This window comes from Shewanella decolorationis S12 (assembly GCF_000485795.1).
GTDB lineage: Bacteria > Pseudomonadota > Gammaproteobacteria > Enterobacterales > Shewanellaceae > Shewanella > Shewanella decolorationis.
This window is the reverse complement of the sequence record NZ_AXZL01000076.1, coordinates 266,103-287,571: the sequence shown is the minus strand read 5'-3', so window position 1 is coordinate 287,571 and position 21,469 is coordinate 266,103. Positions and strand designations below refer to the sequence as shown.

Here is a 21,469-nt window from a genome sequence, read left to right as displayed (position 1 = left end):
ACAATAATAACAATAGGATAAAGGTATATGGATATCGCTGCGTTAACGAATCATCCCGAAGTACTGTTACTGGTACTTGCTCCACTGTTTTTTGTCTGCATTTTGCTGGAATGGTATTTCGGCGACAGAAGACAAAAACTGCCAGTGAGCGCCCGTTACTACACCAAGGAAGTGCTGTGTAATTTTAGTCTCGCCGCCATGCATCAAGGCGCGGATATCCTCGCAGGTTTGCTGATTGCTAAGTTGTATCTGGCGGTATTTGGTTGGAAATTATTCGATATTCAAATGGGGCCAGTGAGTTTTGTGTTGCTGATGATTGCCCAAGATTTTTGCTATTACTGGTTCCATCGTGCAAGTCATAGAGTGCGGTGGATGTGGGCGGCCCATGTGGTGCACCATAGTTCGGAGAATATGAATTTTAGCACCGCGTTTCGCCAGAGTTTGATGTATCCCTTTGCTGGTATGTGGGTGTTTTGGTTGCCGTTAGTGATATTAGGCTTCGACCCTAATTGGGTGGTTTTTGTGGTGCTGCTGAACTTGGGATTGCAGTTTTTTGTGCATACCCAAGCGGTGAAAAAACTAGGCCCATTAGAATGGCTGTTTAATACGCCATCACATCACAGAGTGCACCATGGGCGTAATCCACAATATATTGATAAAAATTATGCCGGTATTTTGATTATCTGGGACAAACTCTTCGGTACCTTTGTACCCGAAGAGGAAACAGTGATTTACGGGATCACTAAACCCGTCAACAGTTTTAATCCACTCAAAGTGACCTTTAGCGAATGGCACGATATGTTCAGCGAGGTGATGGCTCAAGGGCTGACGTTATTGGAGCGATTTAAAATACTTTTCGCGCCCCCAGCAAGCCAACAAAAGGATGAATGATTTGGCTCAATACGCGAGCCTGTAGCCCTCAACGAGTGGTTCGCTCTTCATTAAATAGTGCAAATGGCTAATAGGAGTAAGACCTTAGCCTTGCTAGCCTACTTTTCTTTTTTTTGCAAATTTATAGATGAAAAAATGTACAGAATCATGCTTTGGTGGTAATTTTTTGTACAAGAGATTCATCTTAGTAGGTTGCACATGGTTGATGAGCCGCATTTAACCATAGAGGAATTAGCTTGTTTTAGAGAGCTATTTTCCCCTAATCGTATAGCCCATAATGCCGAGGACGCTCATCCTGAGCCCTTGGTTAACCATGTATTAACGGTCAAAACTGATGTGCCACAGGCGCTAGCCTCGCTTTTGGGTAAGGCCAAGTTGACCCTGCTGGCCGAGGTCGGCCCTTATAAACTCTGGTTTCCCCTTGAGATGCGCCTTGATGATTTTGGTCAATTACAGCCCACTCTCGGGGTGCCTGAAGTGCTAGATGCTAAAGGGGCTGAACGGAGTTGGCGTTTGACTCAGCCTGAAGATGTATGGATCTTCGATCAAGATCAAGGCGAGCAATGGTCAGTGGTGTCTTTATCGAGTTCCGGGATGGCGATCCGGGCTAAATCACCACAACAGTTTGAGCGCTTAGTCGATAGCCAAGAATTGCAATTACAGTTGCCCGAGGGTGAAACCATGCGGGTTAAAATCGAGCCTATCCGCCATGAAGAAGGATTGGCGATTGTCAGGTTTCAGGCCGAAGCCGAAGAGCGAGAAGCCCTGCGTCAATTCCTTTTTAATCGCCATCGCAGTCAATATCCAAAGCTCTATGCCAGCTTGCGCGGATAAGTGAGTTCAGTGGCGCAATTCTGTTAGCTAAACTTCACTCAATTGTAAAAATTCTCTTTGCTATTAGGATCTTTGCCAAACAAGTGGCTTTTCCGAGATCCTAACCTGCCAATCTGCGGTGCTATGGATTAGAATAGCCTTGAATTCAAAAACATCAGAGCGAGCGGTATGCACGTACATATTTTAGGAATTTGTGGAACCTTCATGGGTGGCCTAGCACTCTTGGCTAGGGCAAAAGGGCACAGAGTGACAGGCTCGGATGCCAACGTCTATCCACCGATGAGTACGCAGCTTGAAGAGCAAGGTATTGAACTCATTCAAGGTTTTGATCCAAGTCAGTTAGGTGAAGCGGGTAGTTATCCCGATCTTGTGGTGATTGGTAATGCCATGAGCCGAGGCAATCCTTGCGTCGAAGCGGTATTAAACCTTGGGATCCCTTACACCTCTGGACCACAGTTTTTAGCCGATCATATTCTGCCTGAGCGTTGGGTGTTAGCCGTGTCTGGTACCCATGGAAAGACTTCCACTTCAAGCATGCTGGCGTGGATCTTAGAGGATTGTGGTTATCAACCCGGTTTCTTGATTGGCGGTGTGCCACAAAACTTTGGCGTGTCGGCCCGTTTAGGGGAATCGGCGTTTTTTGTGGTCGAAGCCGATGAATACGATAGCGCCTTCTTCGATAAGCGTTCTAAATTTGTGCATTATCATCCTCGTACGCTGGTGATCAATAACCTCGAATTTGACCATGCCGATATTTTTGCCGATTTAGCGGCGATCCAAAAACAATTCCATCATCTGATCCGTACCGTGCCAGGGCAAGGCACAGTGATTTGGCCTGCCGATTCCCACGCGGTAAAACAAACCATTGAGATGGGCTGCTGGAGCGAGCAAGAGACCTTCCACACCGCTGAGGTGACTAAGGGTTGGCATGCTAAGGCTTTAAGTGATGATTGCCACGAGTTTGAAGTCTTCTTCGACGGCGAATCCCAAGGTGTGCTCGAATGGGCGCTGATTGGTCAGCACAATATCGAAAACGCGCTAATGGCCATCGCGGCCGCACGCCATGTTGGGGTTAAACCGAGTGCTGCTATTGCTGCATTAACTCGCTTTGTGCCGCCGAAACGTCGTCTGGAGCTGTTGGGCACTGTCCACGGCGTGAGTGTATACGATGATTTTGCCCACCATCCAACGGCGATAGCGACCACCATTAAGGGCATGCGTGCCAAAGTCGGTCAAAGCAAAATCACTATCGTATTAGAGCCACGCTCGAACACGATGAAGAGTGGGGTGCACAAAGACACGCTGGCTCATTCCATGCTGCAAGCGGACGAAGCCTTTTTATATCAAGCCGATACTATCGATTGGAATATGAAAGAGGCGATGGAAGCGGCGGTGATCCCTGTGACTGTTCTGCATCAAATTGATGATGTTGTGGCTAAAGTCTCTGCCTCGGCAAAAGCGGGTGACACTATCGTGGTGATGAGTAACGGTGGCTTTGGCGGCTTACATAAGAAACTGTTGGCGGCGCTCGAAGTCAGCCCACAGTTTGTTCAGCAGGCGGACTAATATGGCCTATGCCAAATCTGATAAAGCCATTAGCTTAGCCTGGACCGGTGCCTCGGGCGCGCCCTATGGCTTGAAATTGTTAGAATGCTTGTTGGCCTCGGGCTATCAAGTATTTCTAATGATCTCAAGCGCCGCCCGTGTGGTGCTTGCCACTGAGCATGGCTTGCAGCTCAGTGCGAACAGCGATAAAGCCAAGGCACAATTGCTCGATATGCTGGCACAGAAGAAGGTAACCTTATCTGGCGAGTTAGTGGTATTAGGCAAAGATGAGTGGTTTTCGCCGCCTGCTTCAGGCAGTGCAGCCCCTAAACAAATGGTGATTTGCCCTTGCTCGACGGGGACACTGGCGGCTGTTGCCACCGGCATGAGCAACAATTTGCTCGAACGGGCGGCGGACGTGGTATTAAAAGAGCGCGGTCAGCTGATCCTAGTTCCGCGTGAAACTCCGTTTAATGCCATACACTTAGAACATATGCTAACCCTATCGCGCTTAGGCGTTACTATTATGCCTGCGGCGCCGGGCTTTTATCATAATCCCAAATCCGTAGAAGATCTGGTAGACTTCATGGTCGCTCGAATCCTCGATCATTTGGGCGTTGACCATGCATTAACGAGTCGCTGGGGCTATGACAAACACTCCCCCAATGACATCGACAATTGAGACTGATATGAAACACACCACCGAAGTGATGATCTCCGCCGAAGAGATCAGCCAAAAATTGGATCAAATGGCCGAGCAAATCAATGCCCACTATGCCAACAGCGAGCGTTTGCTGATGGTGGGATTGTTAAAAGGTTCAGTCGTATTTATGGCTGATCTGTGCCGCCGTATTAAAGGCCATGTTGAAATCGATTTTATGTCGGTTTCGAGCTATGGCAATGCCATGACCAGCTCACGGGATGTGAAAGTGCTGAAGGATGTGCAATCGGATATCGCAGGCCGCGACGTGCTGATTGTGGAAGACTTAATTGACTCAGGTAACACCTTAAACAAAGTGCGCGAAATGCTGTTATTGCGTGAGCCAAAGAGCTTAGCCCTGTGCACTCTTTTGGATAAACCCGAGCGCCGTGAAGTAGATGTTAAAGTCGACTTTATCGGTTTTACCATTCCAGACGAGTTTATTGTGGGTTACGGCATCGATTATGCTGAGCAATACCGCAATTTGCCTTATATCGCCAAAGTGGTACCGCTCGAATAAGCCCGATGTGTTATGACTCAAACTCCCGCCTAGGCGGGAGTTTTGTTTTTGTGCTGTAAGTTGGCGACGCAAATGTTTTTGGGGTCACTTAACCGCGTTTGGTGATCTATTAGTTATATTTAATGAATTAATCTTTATCGATTCAATCAACTAGAGTCATACTTCGTTTTTATACAGCTTGGCGTATTGCATTTGCTGTTTTCGACACCATCTTATTGTTTTGTTCATTCTTTCAGGATCAGGTAGCACTATGGCCAATCATGCCCATGCTCTCGTAATCGAGGGGCTTAAAAAAACCTACAAAGGCGGTGTTGAGGCGGTAAAGGGGATTAGCCTTACCGTTGAACAGGGAGACTTTTTTGCTCTACTCGGCCCGAACGGCGCGGGTAAGTCGACTACCATTGGTATTATCAGCTCCTTGGTGCAGAAAACCTCAGGCTCTGTGCAGGTGTTTGATTTTGATATCGATAAGCAGCTCGAGGAAGCCAAGCTGTGCATCGGTTTAGTACCACAGGAGTTTAACTTCAACCAGTTTGAAACGGTGTTGCAAATCGTCGTGAATCAGGCAGGTTATTATGGTGTGCCTAAGGCTGTGGCTCTTGAGCGAGCCCAAAAATACTTAAGCCAGCTGGATTTGTGGGATAAGCGTAACAGCCAATCTCGCACACTCTCAGGGGGAATGAAGCGGCGATTAATGATTGCCCGCGCCCTGATGCACGAACCTAAGTTATTGATCTTAGACGAACCAACGGCAGGGGTCGATATTGAGCTGCGCCGCTCAATGTGGGAATTCCTCAAGCAAATCAACCAGCAGGGCGTGACTATCATTCTAACCACCCACTACCTTGAAGAAGCTGAAATGCTGTGCCGCAATATCGGCATTATCGATAAGGGCGTGCTGGTGGAGTGCACGAGCATGAAGGCCCTGCTGAGCAAGCTGAACTTAGAAACTTTTATCCTTGACCTGCGACGCGATATTGATGTCGCCCCTACTCTCGAGGGCATGGTGTGCCGTTTAACCGATCCGCATACCTTAGAGGTGGATGTGGCGAAGGAACACAACCTCAATGATGTATTTACGCAGTTAACCGCCGCTAAGGTGGAGGTTCTGTCGATGCGTAATAAATCCAATCGCTTAGAAGAACTGTTCGTCGAATTAGTAAAGAAAACCCAAGGAGCTAAGGCATGAAACAGCTGTATTTTATCGCCTTCAAAAGCATATTAACCAAAGAAATCAATCGCTTTACGAGGATTTGGGTTCAAACCTTGGTGCCGCCTGCAATCACTATGACCTTGTATTTTCTGATTTTTGGTAACTTGGTTGGTAGTCGTATTGGAGAAATGGGCGGTGTGTCCTATATGGAGTTTATCGCGCCAGGTCTTATCATGATGTCGGTGATTACTAACTCCTATTCGAATGTCGCGAGCTCCTTTTATAGCGCCAAATTTCAGCGTAATCTCGAGGAGTTAATGGTCGCGCCCGTACCTCACTATGTGATGATTGCAGGCTATGTGGGCGGTGGTGTCGCGCGGGGCTTGTGCGTTGGGTTAATCGTGACATTGGTCGCCATGTTCTTTGTCGATATTAGTTTGCACCACGCGGGCCTTGTGGTCATGACGGTATTTTTAACCTCAGTGTTGTTCTCCTTAGGGGGATTAATTAACGCGGTATTTGCCAAAAGTTTCGATGATATCAGTATCATCCCGACGTTTGTGCTTACGCCCTTAACCTACCTTGGTGGAGTATTCTATTCACTGTCGTTGCTGCCATCCTTTTGGCAAGGTGTTTCGGCACTGAACCCTGTGGTCTATATGATCAACGTCTTCCGTTACGGTTTCTTAGGTTTTGCCGATATCAGCATTCCGCTTTCTATTGGTATTATGGTGGGCTTTTGCGCCGTACTTTGGGGCGTTGCTTATTACTTGATCTCACGGGGAATAGGGCTGCGCTCGTAATCAGCTTCTTGTAGATACCATCGAGTTCTCACGCATCTACACAATAAAAAAGGGAGTCATATAGACTCCCTCTTGTTTATTGATGAACTGCTTACTTCATACGACGACGCATTGCCGCCAGAGGTAATAACAATGCTGTTAACCAACCCAGCGCACCGCCACCTGAAGATTCTTCAGGTTTAGCGTTAACTGTGATAGTTGCGACTCCTGGATCACTTTCTAATTTGCCATCAGATGCTGTGACAGAGAAGGTTAATACGTTATTGCCACTCGGAGCAGAAAAACTAATTTTATCTCCACCATTTACAAATGAGACTTTGGTGCCGCCAGTTTGTACCCAGTTGTAGGTTAAGGTGTCTTTATCTGCATCTTTACCGTTAGCTTTTGCTGTTACAACAAAACCTTCAGTGCTTGTCATGCCGGTAGGTGCAACAGTTGGTTTAGTGTTATTAATCAACACTGTCACTTTGGCTGGTGCAGAAGTATTCCCCATAGTATCTAGGGCTACCACTTCAACTTCCATTGTTTCACTTTGTTGATTAATCACTGCATCGTCACTTAAGCGAACTGTTCCATCTTTAGCAACTAGAACCATGCTGCTGTTCGAGCCAGTGGTCACAAACTCAGAGAATGGACTGGTCAGCATATCAGGATCAGTGGCTTCAATTTTTCCTAATACGGTGCCGCCAGCAGTCCCTTTATCCACTGAGAGTGTAATATTTTCTACGCTTGGAGCTGAGTTGCCTTCATCAGTAGTATTGGCCACAACAGACATAGAGCCTGAGTCCGACAGGAACATAAAGCCTTTAGCGTTATCACCAACTTGCGCTTCTAAAATCGCACTTTCACCTGGTTTGAGCTCCGTGACTTCTTTGCCATCAGCATCAACTAGCATTGCCGATGTACCTGATCCATCCAGAACAAGCGATGCAACAACACTATCTTCATCACCAGAGGGTGTCGGAGCCCAATCACTGTCTTCGACACGGTAGCGAACTTTAATGGTTTTACCTAAGTCTGCTTCAGTTAAACCAATGTCTTCAAAACACACTTTGCTGGTTAGGAAATCATTACCTGTAACGTGGAAAACAGGTTCTAAAGTCCCTGATGAGGTGCCGTATTTAGCCACTAAACCATAGATGGATCTTGGATAGGCATCATTAAACCAGTTTAGGTTTGCGGTTGCTGCTGTATAGTCCCAAACACCGTCATTGTTTAGGTCATAGTCTACGTCATAACTGGCCACTAACGCATGAACGATAGGATCGCGCATTTGTAAGGTGTTATAGATTGCAATGCCAGTATCACATGAGCTACTAAGCAACAGTTCACTTGATGCATTTAACAAGTCATGGCGTTTAGATTCGTCGACAGGGCTTGTTGCGATCAATGGAGCTGTAAATGGATCGGTGATTGAGGTTGCACCAACGTTGGTTAGTGTACGAACTAAGCCGTCTTCAGTGACTTCAGTTTCGACTGAAATTGCCGCCGCTGCTTTAGGTAACACGTGGTATACCAAGTGGAGTGCTTTTGATTCACCATCCATGAACTCAATAGCACCATCATATTCTGATAGCGTCAGGGCTGCTGATGCATCTGCAGCTGTTCCGTCAAGCTCATATGATGAGGTTAGAGTCCATTCTGGTAACTTAGTCGGATCAATTGTCGCAGTAACATCAAAATCAACGGTTTGTCCGGCTGGGATTGTGATACTAGCTGGTAACGCAAAGCTTAAGGCACCAGAGTCGATATCGTTTTGAAAACGTTGTTCGACTTTTAACGTATACGTTTTTTCAGCCGTAGAGAAGTTTTTAACTGTAACGGTTTTTGTGATTGATGTAATTTTGTTAAGTGCCAATAAACCAAATGCTAATGCTGCTTGCTTGGTATCTTTGTTCCAAGCAGCCACAGGAAGATTAACGGCTTTTTCTACGTCAACTAAACCTGAACCGATATAGCTGATAGGTGCAAGCTCTGTATCTGGGTTGATTTCTTTAGGTTCCAGCGTTACGTCAAGGTTTGCCGCGTTCATTATCGTTGCTTTAACCTCAAACGCATTGCGATGCGGTAATGCTTCACGAATAATACTGACGGCACCTGCAGTAATTGGGCTAGAGAATGATGTTCCACTGATCGGCGTTAATCCTTCACCTAATCCTGGGTGTGCAGTGAGGATATCAGTGCCGGGTGCGGTAATTTCTGGCTTTAACGTTCCGCCGATTGATGGCCCTCTCGACGTAAAGGTTGCAATGGCACCTGCGGTAGTGACTTCTGTTGATGTAATACTAAATGGAACATCTCCAGATGCGAGTGCAGCTTTAATTGCATCACCATCCTCTTTAGAAACCATCACTGATGGGATGGTGATATTGTCATCAGTTCCGCCCATAACAATTGCACCAGCATTGGCTGCGTTGTTGGCAACAATAACAAATGACGCTCCTTTTAACTGAGCATTCAGCACTTTAACTACGAATCCACAGGTTCCGCGGTCAATTAGCACTGTTTTGCCTGTTAAATCTTCAGTGTAAGCCGCACAGCCATTTTTATTGGCGGCAGGATAAACAATTGGTGCAACGGTATTTGTAAAGCTATAGGCATTAGATTTATTAAATCCGGCGCCAATTGCTGTGACTGTATTACCCGCAATTGAAGCTTCAACTTTGCCAACTTTGGTTGTTGGGTGAGTCATAGCGCCAACAGAAAGTGCGCTGTTTGTTGTACTTGGGCCGCCAACAACGAAAGGTGTTGGACCATCGTTACCAGCTGAGATCACAAGGTTTACACCTAGTTTGACCATTTCATTGATCATGGCTTGAACGGCGCCATCCTCAACATCACCAAAATCACCGCCTAACGACATGTTAACAGTGTCGACGCGATCGCTGATGTCTCCATCACCGTTTGGATCCATAGAGGCTTCAAGCGCGTTTAATTGAGCGATACCAGAACAGCCAGAGTTACATACTGAATATACTAGCAGCTCAACATCTGGAGCTGTTCCAACAACTGAATGACTTACATGCGTACCATGATTGGTTGTAACATCAATTGGGTTTGGATCATTATTTACAAAGTCCCAACCTCCAATCACTTTGCCTTGTGGCCAGTTTGGCATTTCACTTTTGGCAGCAACTGCAGCTTGATAGTCAGCCACTAGGCCTGAACCACCAAGTGCTTTGTGAGTGTAGTCAACACCTGTATCGAGTATGGCAACTCGTTGACCTTTACCTGAGGCGATACCAGCATCAATCACTGCTTTGGCTTTGATGTATTCAGCGCTTGCGGCAACATCTAATTTGTAGTCATAGATTGGCAGAATAGCAGCTACTTCAGCGTTGTTAAGTAGGGATGCAATTTGCTTATGATTACCTTCCACAACAATCGAGTTTACTAATTTTGATGTTGTTGCAACGATTTTTAAATCAGCATCCATGCTGTTAATTGCATTTTTGACTTTGGTTTGAGAGCTTTCAATTTGGCTCATGACCGACTGTCGATTAAATCCCTTTGATTGGCTTTGTTCTGCAAGAGAAGGTGACTTTAGTTTTACCATCCAAGCTACAGCTTGCTTTTGCTCGTTGCTATCATTTTTGGTAACGCTTAAACCTGCATATTTATCAGTTGTTTGGTTGGTTGTATTGTACTGAGCTGGTGTGCCTGCGACTGCTGCACTTGATAATAGTGCCGCGGAGATAGCGATAGATAGTTTTGTCTTCACAACTTCATTCCTTGTCAATTAATGCTTTTAGTGCGGGAAAAGACACTTGTAGCTAAATTGTTATAGTTATGCTGCGCACTTTGTGGCTAGCAATGAAGTTGTAACACAAAAATATCGTACGGTTAACACTTTTGAAGTAAAAAAGACTTAAGTCATATTTTTGCGATATATCGTTCTGTTTATTGGGCTTTATCTTCTCGAGTTAATTAAGGCTTTACCGCCCGCGTAATCGGGTTTTGCAGGCTGATTAGGGTTTCAGTTGATTGAATTTCGTCGATGGATTGGATGCGGTTAATTAGCACGTGTTGCAGGCCATCAATGGATTGGCACATGACTTTGACAAAAATACTGTAGTTGCCTGTGGTGTAGTAGGCTTCTACCACTTCTTCGAGGGCGTTTAGCTTGGCGATGGCGGCGGGGTAGTCGCCGGCACTTTTGAGATTAATTCCAATAAAACAGCAGACATCGTACCCGAGAGCCTTGGGATTGATGGTGATTTGGGCACCGGTGATAATCCCCGCTTGTTTCATTTTCTCGACACGCACATGGATAGTCCCCGCACTCACGCCGAAACGTTTGGCAAGCTCGGCAAAGGGGGTGCGTGCGTCTTGCATTAAGGCTTCGAGGATATGGTTATCAAGCTGATCGCGCTGAAATGCGGTTTCCATAAATAAACTCTCTATAACATAATGAATTGTCATAAAGTTACGTTCTTTTATGGTGAATGGCTACTGCTTTTAGGTGTTTTTATTGTGTTTAGTGATCATTGCTCACCTTCTGGCTCACAAAAGGGAGCATCGGCACTGAACGTCATGCTCTCACCTGTGTACGGGTGTTTAATGGTGAGCTCTGCGGCGTGGAGTAATAATCGCGGTGCTAGGGATTTTGCTAAAGGATCGGCATAAAAACCGTCGCCGAGGATCGGATGCCCAAGCGCCATCATATGTACCCTGAGTTGGTGTGAGCGCCCTGTAATCGGCTTAAGCTTTACCAGAGTCGAGCGTTTGGCGCGGCTTAAAACTTCAAAATGAGTCAATGATGGCTTGCCAATGTCGTGGTCAACCTTCTGTTTTGGGCGGTTGGGCCAGTCACAGATCAGCGGATAATCCACGCTACCCGTGGCATTTTTAACGTGTCCCGCGACTCTGGCGAGATAGGTTTTGCTGGTTTCTCTATCGTGAAATTGGCGTTTTAGCTCGCGCTCGGCGCTACGAATGAGCGCAACCACCATGACACCCGAGGTCGCCATATCGAGGCGATGGACGATTTGGCAATGGGGATGCTCGGCTTTGACTCGGACATACACACTGTCGTAATGGGCGGGATCGCGACCGGGCACGGACAATAATCCCGAAGGCTTGTTGACCACGATTATGTCTTTATCTTGATAAAGCACATCGAGCCAGGGAGTTGTCGGTGGTTGGTATATAAAATCAGTCATAATCGCGCCTATTAAACAATGCGCGGCAAAGATACTCTGCTCGGCTCTGGGGCGCAAGTTTGTTGTCTCTCCTACTTATCTCGCCCAGCTTTAATCCAGCGAAGAATGATTTGCAGATAGAGCTAGATTTGAGTTTTTGTTATACTCGTCACCTTTTTCGTTATTGTTCATTTTGAGCCTGTGAAGTATGAGCCAGCCAGAGATTTACACACCTGAGACACTTTCTCACGTTAATAACCGCTTAGAGTTATTGGCGCCCGCAAAAAATGCCGATTATGGTATTGAAGCCATTCGCCATGGTGCCGATGCGGTTTATATCGGAGGTCCTGCATTTGGGGCGCGTGCGACGGCAGGTAACAGTGTGGAGGATATCGCGCGCCTGTGTACTTTTGCTCATAAGTACCATGCTCAGGTGTTTGTGGCCCTAAATACCATTTTGATGGATGATGAGCTCGAAACCGCAGAAAAACTCATTTGGGATGTGTATAACGCTGGCGCCGATGCACTGATTGTGCAGGACATGGGGGTTTTACAGCTTAACCTGCCGCCGATTGCGCTGCACGCCAGCACCCAAATGGATAACCGTAATCCCGAGAAGGTCGCCTTTTTGGAGCAAGTGGGATTCTCACAAGTGGTATTGGCACGCGAGTTAGGCTTAAGCCAAATCCGTGAGGTTGCGGCTCATACCAATATGCAGATTGAGTTCTTTATTCACGGCGCCCTGTGTGTGGCCTACAGTGGATTATGTAACTTAAGTCATGCTTTCAGTAACCGCAGTGCGAACCGCGGTGAATGTTCGCAAATGTGTCGTTTGCCGGGCAATCTTAAGACCCGTCAAGGGGATGTGTTGGCGCAAAACGAGCATTTACTCTCATTAAAAGACAATAACCAAACCGATAACCTCGAAGCCTTGATTGATGCCGGCGTGCGCTCCTTTAAAATTGAGGGACGTTTGAAAGACTTAAGTTACGTTAAAAACGTAACCGCCCATTATCGCCAAAAGCTCGATGCCATTATGGCGCGCCGCCCTGAATTTGTGGCGTCATCCCATGGCCGTACTGAGCATACTTTTACCCCAGATCCAGAAAAAACCTTTAACCGTGGTAGTACCGACTACTTTGTCCATGAGCGCAGCCAAGGGATTAAAGACTTCCGCTCGCCAAAATATATCGGCCAAGATGTGGGTAAAGTGGTCGCCATCGGCAAAGACTTTATTCAAGTCAGTTCAACCCACGAATTTAATAACGGTGATGGTTTAGCGTATTTCCCGCCTAACTATGCGATGGCAAAACAGTCCGATGATAAATTGCAAGGTTTACGGGTAAACCGCGCAGAAGGCCATAAGCTGCATGTATTGCAGGTGCCGCGCGATCTGCGTGTTGGTATGACGCTGTATCGTAACCATAACCAAGCCTTCGAGACTTTACTTTCCAAGGAGTCAGCTAAACGTATTATTGGCGTCGATATGCGTTTAACTGATACCGCTACGGGTGTGGCGTTAACGATGACGGATGTGTACGGCCTGAGTGCAACAGTTGAATTGGAAGTCGAAAAGACGCCCGCCACCGACGCTGAAAAAACCTTGCAGACTATCCGTACTCAATTGTCGAAACTGGGCAGCACCGATTTTACGGCGCGCCAGATTCGTATCGAAACCGCTCAGCCTTGGTTCCTGCCAGCATCAACGCTCAACGGCCTGCGCCGTGATGCGGTAGCGGCATTAGAACTTGCCCGAGTGGAAGGCTACCAGCGGCCAAAACCTTGGAAATATAACCAAGATGCCGTGTATCCCTTCAAGCACTTAAGTTACTTAGGTAACGTGGCAAACGAAAAGGCCAAAGAGTTTTATCAACGCCATGGCGTGATTGAAATTCAGGACACCTACGAGAAAAACGGTGTGACCGAAGATGTGCCGTTAATGATCACTAAGCATTGCCTGCGATTTAACTTCAATCTCTGTCCTAAGGAAGTGCCGGGCATTAAGGCCGATCCTATGGTGCTTGAGATTGGTAATGATGTATTGAAGTTGGTGTTCGACTGTCCAAAATGCGAGATGATGGTCGTTGGTGAAAATCGTCAGGTTCGCGGTCAAAAAGCCGTTTAATTTAGGCTTGAATGGTTATCAAGGGAGCGTTGAGTATTCAATGCTCCCTTTTTGTTTTTAAGGCTGTCACAGCTCTCTTTGTTGCCACTTGGTTAACTACAAGATATTTTATTGAAAAGTTTCAATAATAAAGGATGTCAGCATGGGATTGTTAGATGGGTTACTGGGGAATGCGTCAGAGGTCGATTTACAGGAACTGGCCGAAGAGCTGCGCCCAATTATGGGCATTCAAGAAGAATTAAAACTGGCCTATAAAGTGATCCGCGATCTGTTTGTATTTACCAACAAACGCTTGATCTTAATCGATAAGCAAGGACTAACGGGCAAGAAAACCAGCTATCATTCAGTCCCCTATAAATCCATTACCCATTTTGAAGTGGAAACCACAGGCCATTTCGATATGGATGCCGAGCTTAGGATCTGGATCTCTGGCCAAAGTGATCCTCTGGTCAAAGAGCTCAAACGAGGCACCGATGTCGTTGGGATCCAAAAGACCATAGCGACGTTCGCGCTCTAACTACTCACTTTTGCGATTGAGTTATCAGCAGGTCATCGCCGAATTGACTTGCTGATATTCAATCAATTCAAGACTCTATGGTTTGAACCGTTGGACTGTTCTATCGGTTCACCATTCATAGTATAGGTTTCGGATAATTCGAGCCGGCCTTGTTTATCGTACTTATTGTGGATCCCCACCCAAAAGTGTTCTTGCCCCTGAAAAAGTAAGTTGCCTTCTTCGGCGATTTGACGATTCGGATGATAGCGTTTCATGGCATAGAGTTGGCTATCTGGGTCGAATATTAAATGGTAACTAAGGATTGGCGCCGACGTTTGAGGCTCCTTAGTATCATTGGCCCTAGCCGTTGCCTCGACAATAAGCTTATTGTCATTGAGCTTGGTTTCCGCTGCCATCGTCTGTTCCTGCTCGGCTAAATCAAAATAGTGGCGGGTTTCATTGAGCTTGCCATCGTCACTGAGCCAGGCTTCGCGTTGTAACTGGCCTTGCGGTGTAAAACGTTGCCAGTGGCCGACATCCTGATAATCGTTTTCTATCACTTTTACAAAGCCAGACTCGAGCAATTCGCCTTGCTTTGAAAAGGCTTTTGAGCTGAATAGGTTCTCGTCTAGGCGAGTGAGCAGCCAACGGATAGCCCCATCCTCATAGTATTCGATGCGAGTATCTGGGTGACCCGTTTGATAATATTCCCGTTGATTATCCTCAAGATGATAGCCGCAACGGGTGTTGGAGTGGCTCTCAAAAGATTCGAGAACACCTTGCTTGTTATAGGAGGAGCGTTCCTTAAGGTAACCTTGGCCATCACGGACAACATATTCAGCAATCGTCTTGATGGTACCGTCTTCATAAAACCAGCGAGCAGTGCCATCGCGATTGCCTTGAGTGTGGGGCAAATACATTTGAATTTGCTGGTTTTCATAGTATTCGATAAAGGGCGCTATAGAGAGGTTACGCTGATATTGGCCCTCGGCTGACAATACGCCGCTTTCGTAATAGCTGCGGAAAAGGCCTTCTCTTAAGCCCTTTTCAAGGTAGATTTCAAGGGAGAGTTGACCATTTTCATGGTACCAAGTAGCAAGACCCTGCTCATGGCCATTTTCAAAGGGAATGCATTGTTCAAGCTGCCCGTTCGGATACCATTTCTCGCTATTGCCATGGGCAACCCCATCAACAAAATTGAGTTGATTTGCCAGCACGCCATTGGGGTGCCATTCCTGGCGTAGACCGCAATTTAACCCCTGTGGATTGAGCTGTTCCCGCCAGGCGAGTTGGCCATCTTCGTAATAGGTTTCGAGGCATTTTCCCGCTGCATCGAGATGGACTTCTTGCTTTAGATTACCGTTGGAATGGTACCAAAGCTCTTTAACCAGCTCTCCCATGTCATAGCTTAATTCGGCCTGCAGCGTGCCATCTTCATAGTAGATATGTTCGGTGCCATGGATTTTCCCCGCCTGCATGGGGCGTATTAGCCACAGGGCGCCTGATTCATAATAGCGAGTTAACTGGTTGATATAATTATCTTCGCTATCCTTTTCTGCAGTTTCCCTTATCTGGCCATTACTATAGTAGCGGGTTAGTAGCATCCCCTCGGAGTGGCGCTCCTCGACTTGGTTGATTTTTGCTTCATGGTCATACCAAGTTTGGCGGCCAAGTTGTTGATCATTAATAAAATTACCCTCAAATTGCAGTACACCTAAGGCATTGAATTGGCGAGTGATGCCGTTGCGCTCACCAAAGTAATTACAATCGACTGCCTGAGTGAGGTTGGGGGATTGGGTGACAATTCTGAGTAGATTCTGACCTTGCTCTGTCTCAATCTGATGGAATGTCCGTTGCAGTTTGCCCGTGAGACTGCCGAAGTCCTGCATATCGCCTTGGACTCTGTGCTCGGCATCGACATGAAAACGGCAGATCACTAATTCTTGCGGGTTTACCAGTGCCACTTTCCATCGTGCTTGAGTTGCCGCCGCATCAGCATCCGGCTCTAGGCTACAGATCTTATCCTGACCGAGATAAAAATCTTGCACTGGGCCGTGTATCTCTATGCGGTCAAATTGGGTCTCGTGGAAGGTACAGGATTCATGCTCTCGCTCCCAACCGAGTAGCTCGATCGTTTGCGGGTTGTCGAAGTAGTGGCGGGTAAACTCTTTATGGGTTTCTGAATGAGTGGCTTGCGCCGGAGTCGCTTGAATGGCAAGACTAAAATAGGGCTTGAACGTACTGGAAGGGAATGGAGCGGGATTGGGGGAGGTTTGAAGAGGTATGTCTTGATGGGCGCAGCTATTTTCTTTGGCATTAAATAACTTAGTTTTAAATGCGCGAAACAACGACATAGGTTAACTTCTCCATATCCATATGATCCAACGATCTTTTTTGTCATCTCATAAGGCTCTTAGCCCTAAGAGCGCCTATGATAACGGTTTATACTTTGGTTTCTCAATAGATTATCTTGCCCTCGAGTCATGATAAGGATTCAAGATGCTACAAAATTTTTATCAGTCACTCCCCGATGATTTATCACAAGAAGTATTCGAAACCCTTGCTGGCAACGGCAAGGTGAAGATCGAGCGGATTATCTCGCAAGGTCATTCGACCCCAGAGGGGGAGTGGTACGATCAAACACAATATGAATGGGTGATGTTGCTTAAAGGGGAGGCACAGCTCGAATTTGAAGATGCTCAGATAGTTACCCTAAAATCAGGGGATTATCTCACCCTAGCGCCGCATCAAAAGCACAGAGTCGCGTCGACCAGTTCAGAGGGTGAAACCCTGTGGCTGGCCGTGTTTTACGATGCTGAATGATGCAGAGATTCTATATATCTACGGTTATTTGAGTTGCCATTGCCAGCTCGGCGTATTGAGTAAATCCTGCCCCACAATTTGGGTTTGCCCTAGATTTTTATCGAGTGCCAAGGTATTGCAATGCTCAAACTGACTCAAGGCATTAATCAAGCGGTTAGCGTGGGACACGACCCAAAGCTGACAACCCTCGGAAGCCTTAGCGATAAGCCGAGCTAAAGCGGGCAATAAGTCGGGGTGCAGGCTGGTTTCGGGCTCGTTTAATACCATTAGCTCGGGTGGTCTTGGGGTGAGCAATGCGGCGATAAGCAGTAAATACCTCAGGGTACCGTCTGAGAGTTCACTGGCATGTAGTGGCCTTAACAAGCCCTGCTGGTGGAATTCGAGTTGGAGTATCCCGCCCGCTTGGGGCGTGATACGCACCTTGGCTCCCGGAAAAGCATCGGTCACCGCATGATCAAATGCCGCTTTATCGCCAATCTCAAAAATGGTTTGTATGGCAGAGGGGAGATCTCGACCGTCATGGTGCAATACGGGCGTGGCTGTCCCGAGCTGCGGACGACGCGCTGCCGCTTCGGCATCGGTTCGAAAATGATCGTAAAAGCGCCAAGCGCGAATGCTATCCCTTAGCGTTAACACTTCAGGGCTACGCTCAGGATCGGCAAGTTCGGTAAAAATACTGTCACCGCTTTGCAGATGGGCGCTCAAGGTGAGCCAACCTTGTCCCTCAGGGCTACGACTCTTCACCATAGGGCCGCGGCGCTCCACTAACACGCTGGCGGGGCGATATTTGGGGCCATTCCAAATCGCCTCGCGTTTAATTTGCGGATCTAAGCCAAATAGGGTGGTGGAGTCCGGTTTGGGGAGGCCAAGTTCAATCAGATAACTAAAATCTTCACCCGCAAATCCCAGTTTTAGGCGTTTGGGCGCTTGTCTGACCGTCGCTTCAATTGGCGTGTCGCCCGCTAACATGCCCTTGGTGAGATTTTCTGGTCCTGCCCAAAAACAGGAGTCTAAGCCGCCTTCCTGCGCCAAAGCATTGACTACGCCACCCTGCGCCGTTTGCGCCAATAGACGTAATGCTTTGTATAAATTAGATTTGCCACTCCCGTTAGCGCCAGTCACTAGGTTCAGGCGTCCAAGGGGTAAGACTATCTCCCTTAAGGTGCGATAGTTAGAGATGGCTAGGGTGGTCAGCATGACGGTCCATTTATTCGTGTGATTATTCGCAATTCAACCATGACGTTGTTAGCGCGCTTAGATGAGTACCTGATTGAGCACTCTTTGCCAGTTACCGCCCATAAAGCGGTCGCGATCGGTCGACTTAAAGCGGGCCTTAGCTAATGCATCGTCGATACGGCTCATACGCTCGATATGGTTTAGCTCGGGAATGACCACATGCCTTGGCTCCGCATCAAACCCTAACACTTTTTTAGCCCTTAGGCTGTACCACCATTCTTGATATTCCTTCACGCCCTGGGCATTGTCGTTATTCAGGGCTAACAGATTTTCTTGGCCTCTGAGCGGATAATCATTGGCGATGGCGACACAATCGACCCCACCGACACGGGCCACATATTCTAACTGGCGGATATAGTCATCAACGGTCGGGACGGCTTTGTTGGTGAGCCAAAAGCTCATCATAAAGACCCCGAACACGCCGCCTGAATCGGCAATGGCGCGGATCACTTCATCGGGGCTGCAGCGGGCATGTTTGACAATACCACGCGCGGCGCCATGACTTTGGACTATGGGTGTGCGGCTGAGTTTGGCAACGTCTAACGCGGTTTGGGCACTTGAGTGGCTGACATCGACTAAGATATTGGCATGATTGAGTTTTTCAATCAGTACACGGCCATGTGCCGTAAGAGGTTTATTCAGTCCGCCATTGGCATCGTTATCGAGGGCGCCGCCCGCAAAGGTATTGCCGTAATGGTGGGTGAGCTGCAGTGCTCGCAGACCTTGGCGGTGAAACTCATCGACGCGGGCCCATTGGTTGGCCTCGCTGTCTTCTTCAACGCAATCCGCGCCTTGGATTTGGAAGAAAACCGCAGTGCGATTGCTCTCCCTCGCCAATTGGATATCGCGTCCGGTTAAGCCTTGCAGGAGAATGTCAGGGTGTTCGCTGACACGTTTCGCGGCTTGCTGGATGCTTTCCATGCAGGCTTTGTAGGTGCGTTTGTAGTTTAAGGTACCGTCGGCTTGTTCAATGGTTTCGATGGCGGAGATATCACATAAAAAGGCATCGAGCCCAGATGCAGGAACATCGGCTAAGTCATCGGGCAAAAAGGATAAACCATCGATATATAAGCGCCGAGAGCGCGGTGCAGCAAGGCTGGAGAAACTGGCAAAGGGGCAAAGTAGCGTGGCTGCGCCAATCCCTTTTAACAGCGTTCGACGATCTTGATTGACAGCCTTCATGGGCGTGCGCTCTCCTTCAGATGAAGCTAATTTTTACTTCTTTATACCCTGTTAAGGCGTAGAAGTCTTTGATTAAATCCCTCTTTTACCGATTTAACCCACAGATTGATTTAGGGTTTTACCGCATCAATCATTGCCTTGGCTAAGGCATGTAAGCCATTGGTGCGCGAGGGACTTAATTGGCCCTCAAGCCCTAATTGTTTGAAATAGGTGGAAGGGTCGAAGGCGAGTATCTCGTCGCTCTGTTTGCCGTGACAGGCACTCAGCAGTAAACCGATTAACCCCTTGACGATGCGCGCATCGCTATCCGCTAGAAAATAATGCTTAGCGTCTCGCTCAATATGGTACAGCCAGGCATCACTCTCGCAGCCTTTGACTTGGGCGGCCTCAATGCGAAATTCATCCGCTAAACTCGGTAAGGTTTTACCTAATAACATGATTTGGCGATATCTTTCCTGCCAGTTTGGTGCTTGTTCAAAACGGGCTAACAGGCTCGATGAATCCTCAACGGAGTAATCAAACTCGGTGGCAGCGGGCATGATTGGCAATGTCATGGGGAAAATGTCCTCTTTTTTAAGCGTGTTGCCTGATGGCGCAATGATATTAACCCTTAGCAAGCGGATTAGAGCAGCAACTCTTTGACTGAGGCTAAGGCGGCAATAAAGCGGTCGATATCGGCTTTATTGGTGTAGATCCCAATCGATGCGCGGCAGCAGCCCTTCAGGTTAAGGCTTTGCATCAAGGGCATGGCACAGTGATGGCCGCAGCGCACGGCAACGCCTTGTTGGTCTAATAAAATCCCGACATCCTGATGGTGTTCATCGCCCAGATTAAAGGCGACCGCACCGAGATTATCACTATGGGCAGCATAGAGATGCACATCTCCGAGGGCGCGCAGCTGCTGCTGTAAATACTGCAGTAGTTCTGCCTCGTGGGCCTGAACGTCAGGCGTTAAGTGTTGTTGCAAAAAGCGGATAGCGGCGCCTAGGCCGATGACTTCACTGATGGGCGGGGTGCCTGTCTCTAAGCGATTAGGCAAACTGCCAAACTCGGTGCCATCGAAACTCACTCGTTTAATCATCTCACCGCCCGTTAACAGTGGCGTGAGCAGATCTAACTTATCGAAGCGGCCATAAAGTACACCAATGCCGGTTGGACCATACATCTTATGGCCTGAAAACACATAAAAATCACAATCGATAGCGGCCATATCTAAGCTTAAATGTGCAACCGCCTGCGCCCCATCGACTAAGGTGATGGCCCCCTGCGCCTTGGCTTGCTGCACTAACTCGACAACTGGATTCACTGTGCCTAAGGCGTTCGACACATGGCACAGGGCAACTACCTTGGGCTTGAGGGCGAGCAATACTTGATAGGCATGGCGATCGAGCCTGCAATCCTTATCGAGAGGAATAGGTTTAATAATGGCGCCCGTGCGTTTTGCCAATTCTTGCCACGGCACTATGTTGGCGTGGTGGGCGGCGGTATCGATCAAAATCAGATCGCCCGCTGCAATCTGTGGCGTTAAGCCATAGGCAACTAAATTGATCGACTCAGTAGTGCCATGGGTGAAGATGATTTCTTCGCGGCGTTTAGCATTAATAAACCCTTGTAACTCATCGCGAACCTTCTCGTAGCTAGAGGTCGCGCGCGCCGACAATTGGTGCGCCGCGCGGTGCACATTGGCATTGTCGTTCAGGTAATACTGCGCCATGGCATCTAACACGGATTGCGGCTTTTGGCTGGTGGCAGCAGTATCGAGATAACACAGGGGATAGTCGCCCAACATTTGCGAGAGGGTAGGAAATTGCGCGCGGATTTGGCTATGGCTATCGGACAATGCTGTGTCGGTCGAGGTTGAGTGTGTCATCTAGGGCTTTACGCAATAAAAAGGCGTTGGGATCTTCGGATATCTTCCCGTCGAATGCAAGTTTTTGCGGGCGTTTATGGCATCCCAACGTTTATTTCCCCACTCTCTTATTATGGCGGTTTAGCTTAACTAAGATTCAGTCTCAAATTT

Annotated in this window: 18 protein-coding genes; 10 read left to right on the top strand and 8 right to left on the bottom strand. The window is 47.7% G+C overall.

All coding sequences use genetic code 11. The features are described 5' to 3' along the window. Positions 1-27: 27 nt before the first annotated feature. The 7 genes from SHD_RS18245 (at position 28) to SHD_RS18215 (ending at position 6,446) form a co-directional block, all read left to right on the top strand. Positions 28-891, top strand: a complete 864-nt coding sequence (locus tag SHD_RS18245; RefSeq protein ID WP_023268484.1) for a sterol desaturase family protein — start codon at positions 28-30, stop codon at positions 889-891. Positions 892-1,089: 198 nt separating this feature from the next. Continuing rightward, entirely contained in the window at positions 1,090-1,725 is a 636-nt protein-coding gene (locus tag SHD_RS18240; protein WP_023268483.1) for a hypothetical protein, read from the top strand. A 168-nt stretch (positions 1,726-1,893) separates the two neighbouring features. Beyond that, on the top strand, positions 1,894-3,291 hold the full coding sequence (mpl, locus tag SHD_RS18235; RefSeq protein WP_023268482.1) for a UDP-N-acetylmuramate:L-alanyl-gamma-D-glutamyl-meso-diaminopimelate ligase: 1,398 nt from the start codon (positions 1,894-1,896) through the stop codon (positions 3,289-3,291). A 1-nt stretch (position 3,292) separates the two neighbouring features. Then, entirely contained in the window at positions 3,293-3,952 is a 660-nt protein-coding gene (locus SHD_RS18230) for a flavin prenyltransferase UbiX (RefSeq protein ID WP_023268481.1), read from the top strand. A gap of 7 nt (positions 3,953-3,959) precedes the next feature. Next, positions 3,960-4,490 (top strand): hypoxanthine phosphoribosyltransferase, encoded by a 531-nt coding sequence (gene hpt, locus SHD_RS18225; protein WP_011623888.1) that lies wholly within the window; start codon positions 3,960-3,962, stop codon positions 4,488-4,490. 250 nt (positions 4,491-4,740) lie between these two features. After that, on the top strand, positions 4,741-5,679 hold the full coding sequence (locus SHD_RS18220; RefSeq protein ID WP_023268479.1) for an ABC transporter ATP-binding protein: 939 nt from the start codon (positions 4,741-4,743) through the stop codon (positions 5,677-5,679). Beyond that, a complete protein-coding gene (locus SHD_RS18215; RefSeq protein ID WP_023268478.1) occupies positions 5,676-6,446 on the top strand; it encodes an ABC transporter permease in 771 nt (256 codons plus the stop codon). The genes SHD_RS18220 and SHD_RS18215 overlap by 4 nt, the downstream gene beginning before the upstream one ends. Before the next feature lie 91 nt (positions 6,447-6,537). Here SHD_RS18215 and SHD_RS18210 read toward each other — a convergent pair whose 3' ends face one another. The 3 genes from SHD_RS18210 to rluA all read right to left on the bottom strand — a co-directional run bounded on the left by SHD_RS18210 (position 6,538) and on the right by rluA (position 11,608). Continuing rightward, positions 6,538-10,167, bottom strand: a complete 3,630-nt coding sequence (locus tag SHD_RS18210) for a S8 family serine peptidase (protein WP_023268477.1) — start codon at positions 10,165-10,167, stop codon at positions 6,538-6,540. A gap of 206 nt (positions 10,168-10,373) precedes the next feature. Further along, the gene (gene asnC, locus SHD_RS18205) at positions 10,374-10,835 is read right to left on the bottom strand and encodes a transcriptional regulator AsnC (RefSeq protein ID WP_011073571.1); all 462 of its coding nucleotides are present in this window, start codon (positions 10,833-10,835) and stop codon (positions 10,374-10,376) included. Positions 10,836-10,930: 95 nt separating this feature from the next. Next, a complete protein-coding gene (rluA, locus tag SHD_RS18200) occupies positions 10,931-11,608 on the bottom strand; it encodes a bifunctional tRNA pseudouridine(32) synthase/23S rRNA pseudouridine(746) synthase RluA (RefSeq protein WP_023268476.1) in 678 nt (225 codons plus the stop codon). A gap of 187 nt (positions 11,609-11,795) precedes the next feature. Between rluA and SHD_RS18195 the strand changes: the two genes are divergently transcribed. Continuing rightward, positions 11,796-13,712 (top strand): peptidase U32 family protein, encoded by a 1,917-nt coding sequence (locus tag SHD_RS18195; RefSeq protein WP_023268475.1) that lies wholly within the window; start codon positions 11,796-11,798, stop codon positions 13,710-13,712. 142 nt (positions 13,713-13,854) lie between these two features. Next, on the top strand, positions 13,855-14,229 hold the full coding sequence (locus tag SHD_RS18190) for a PH domain-containing protein (RefSeq protein WP_011623880.1): 375 nt from the start codon (positions 13,855-13,857) through the stop codon (positions 14,227-14,229). A 62-nt stretch (positions 14,230-14,291) separates the two neighbouring features. Here SHD_RS18190 and SHD_RS18185 read toward each other — a convergent pair whose 3' ends face one another. Then, positions 14,292-16,562: a toxin-antitoxin system YwqK family antitoxin gene (locus tag SHD_RS18185; protein WP_023268474.1), complete on the bottom strand. Its 2,271-nt coding sequence runs from the start codon at positions 16,560-16,562 to the stop codon at positions 14,292-14,294. A gap of 145 nt (positions 16,563-16,707) precedes the next feature. On the opposite strand from SHD_RS18185, the gene SHD_RS18180 reads away from it, so the two are divergent. Further along, positions 16,708-17,031 (top strand): cupin domain-containing protein, encoded by a 324-nt coding sequence (locus SHD_RS18180; protein ID WP_023268473.1) that lies wholly within the window; start codon positions 16,708-16,710, stop codon positions 17,029-17,031. A 24-nt stretch (positions 17,032-17,055) separates the two neighbouring features. On the opposite strand, the gene SHD_RS18175 is transcribed toward SHD_RS18180, so the two are convergent. The 4 genes from SHD_RS18175 to SHD_RS18160 all read right to left on the bottom strand — a co-directional run bounded on the left by SHD_RS18175 (position 17,056) and on the right by SHD_RS18160 (position 21,319). After that, on the bottom strand, positions 17,056-18,228 hold the full coding sequence (locus SHD_RS18175) for an AAA family ATPase (RefSeq protein WP_023268472.1): 1,173 nt from the start codon (positions 18,226-18,228) through the stop codon (positions 17,056-17,058). Positions 18,229-18,285: 57 nt separating this feature from the next. Continuing rightward, positions 18,286-19,449, bottom strand: coding sequence for a membrane dipeptidase (locus SHD_RS18170; RefSeq protein ID WP_023268471.1), 1,164 nt, complete (start codon positions 19,447-19,449; stop codon positions 18,286-18,288). Positions 19,450-19,559: 110 nt separating this feature from the next. Then, complete coding sequence (locus tag SHD_RS18165) at positions 19,560-20,003, bottom strand: SufE family protein (RefSeq protein WP_039978654.1); 444 nt, start codon at positions 20,001-20,003, stop codon at positions 19,560-19,562. A 68-nt stretch (positions 20,004-20,071) separates the two neighbouring features. Then, positions 20,072-21,319: an aminotransferase class V-fold PLP-dependent enzyme gene (locus SHD_RS18160; RefSeq protein WP_052031082.1), complete on the bottom strand. Its 1,248-nt coding sequence runs from the start codon at positions 21,317-21,319 to the stop codon at positions 20,072-20,074. Between the last annotated feature and the right edge of the window lie 150 nt (positions 21,320-21,469).

What these genes read in the sequence shown, in the direction of transcription:
- SHD_RS18245 (WP_023268484.1), top strand. Translation starts at nt 28, where the DNA reads ATGGATATCGCTGCGTTAACGAATCATCCCGAAGTACTGTTACTGGTA.
- SHD_RS18240 (WP_023268483.1), top strand. Translation starts at nt 1,090, where the DNA reads ATGGTTGATGAGCCGCATTTAACCATAGAGGAATTAGCTTGTTTTAGA.
- mpl (WP_023268482.1), top strand. Translation starts at nt 1,894, where the DNA reads ATGCACGTACATATTTTAGGAATTTGTGGAACCTTCATGGGTGGCCTA.
- SHD_RS18230 (WP_023268481.1), top strand. Translation starts at nt 3,293, where the DNA reads ATGGCCTATGCCAAATCTGATAAAGCCATTAGCTTAGCCTGGACCGGT.
- hpt (WP_011623888.1), top strand. Translation starts at nt 3,960, where the DNA reads ATGAAACACACCACCGAAGTGATGATCTCCGCCGAAGAGATCAGCCAA.
- SHD_RS18220 (WP_023268479.1), top strand. Translation starts at nt 4,741, where the DNA reads ATGGCCAATCATGCCCATGCTCTCGTAATCGAGGGGCTTAAAAAAACC.
- SHD_RS18215 (WP_023268478.1), top strand. Translation starts at nt 5,676, where the DNA reads ATGAAACAGCTGTATTTTATCGCCTTCAAAAGCATATTAACCAAAGAA.
- asnC (WP_011073571.1), bottom strand. Translation starts at nt 10,835, where the DNA reads ATGGAAACCGCATTTCAGCGCGATCAGCTTGATAACCATATCCTCGAA.
- rluA (WP_023268476.1), bottom strand. Translation starts at nt 11,608, where the DNA reads ATGACTGATTTTATATACCAACCACCGACAACTCCCTGGCTCGATGTG.
- SHD_RS18195 (WP_023268475.1), top strand. Translation starts at nt 11,796, where the DNA reads ATGAGCCAGCCAGAGATTTACACACCTGAGACACTTTCTCACGTTAAT.
- SHD_RS18190 (WP_011623880.1), top strand. Translation starts at nt 13,855, where the DNA reads ATGGGATTGTTAGATGGGTTACTGGGGAATGCGTCAGAGGTCGATTTA.
- SHD_RS18185 (WP_023268474.1), bottom strand. Translation starts at nt 16,562, where the DNA reads ATGTCGTTGTTTCGCGCATTTAAAACTAAGTTATTTAATGCCAAAGAA.
- SHD_RS18180 (WP_023268473.1), top strand. Translation starts at nt 16,708, where the DNA reads ATGCTACAAAATTTTTATCAGTCACTCCCCGATGATTTATCACAAGAA.
- SHD_RS18175 (WP_023268472.1), bottom strand. Translation starts at nt 18,228, where the DNA reads ATGCTGACCACCCTAGCCATCTCTAACTATCGCACCTTAAGGGAGATA.
- SHD_RS18170 (WP_023268471.1), bottom strand. Translation starts at nt 19,449, where the DNA reads ATGAAGGCTGTCAATCAAGATCGTCGAACGCTGTTAAAAGGGATTGGC.
- SHD_RS18165 (WP_039978654.1), bottom strand. Translation starts at nt 20,003, where the DNA reads ATGACATTGCCAATCATGCCCGCTGCCACCGAGTTTGATTACTCCGTT.
- SHD_RS18160 (WP_052031082.1), bottom strand. Translation starts at nt 21,319, where the DNA reads ATGACACACTCAACCTCGACCGACACAGCATTGTCCGATAGCCATAGC.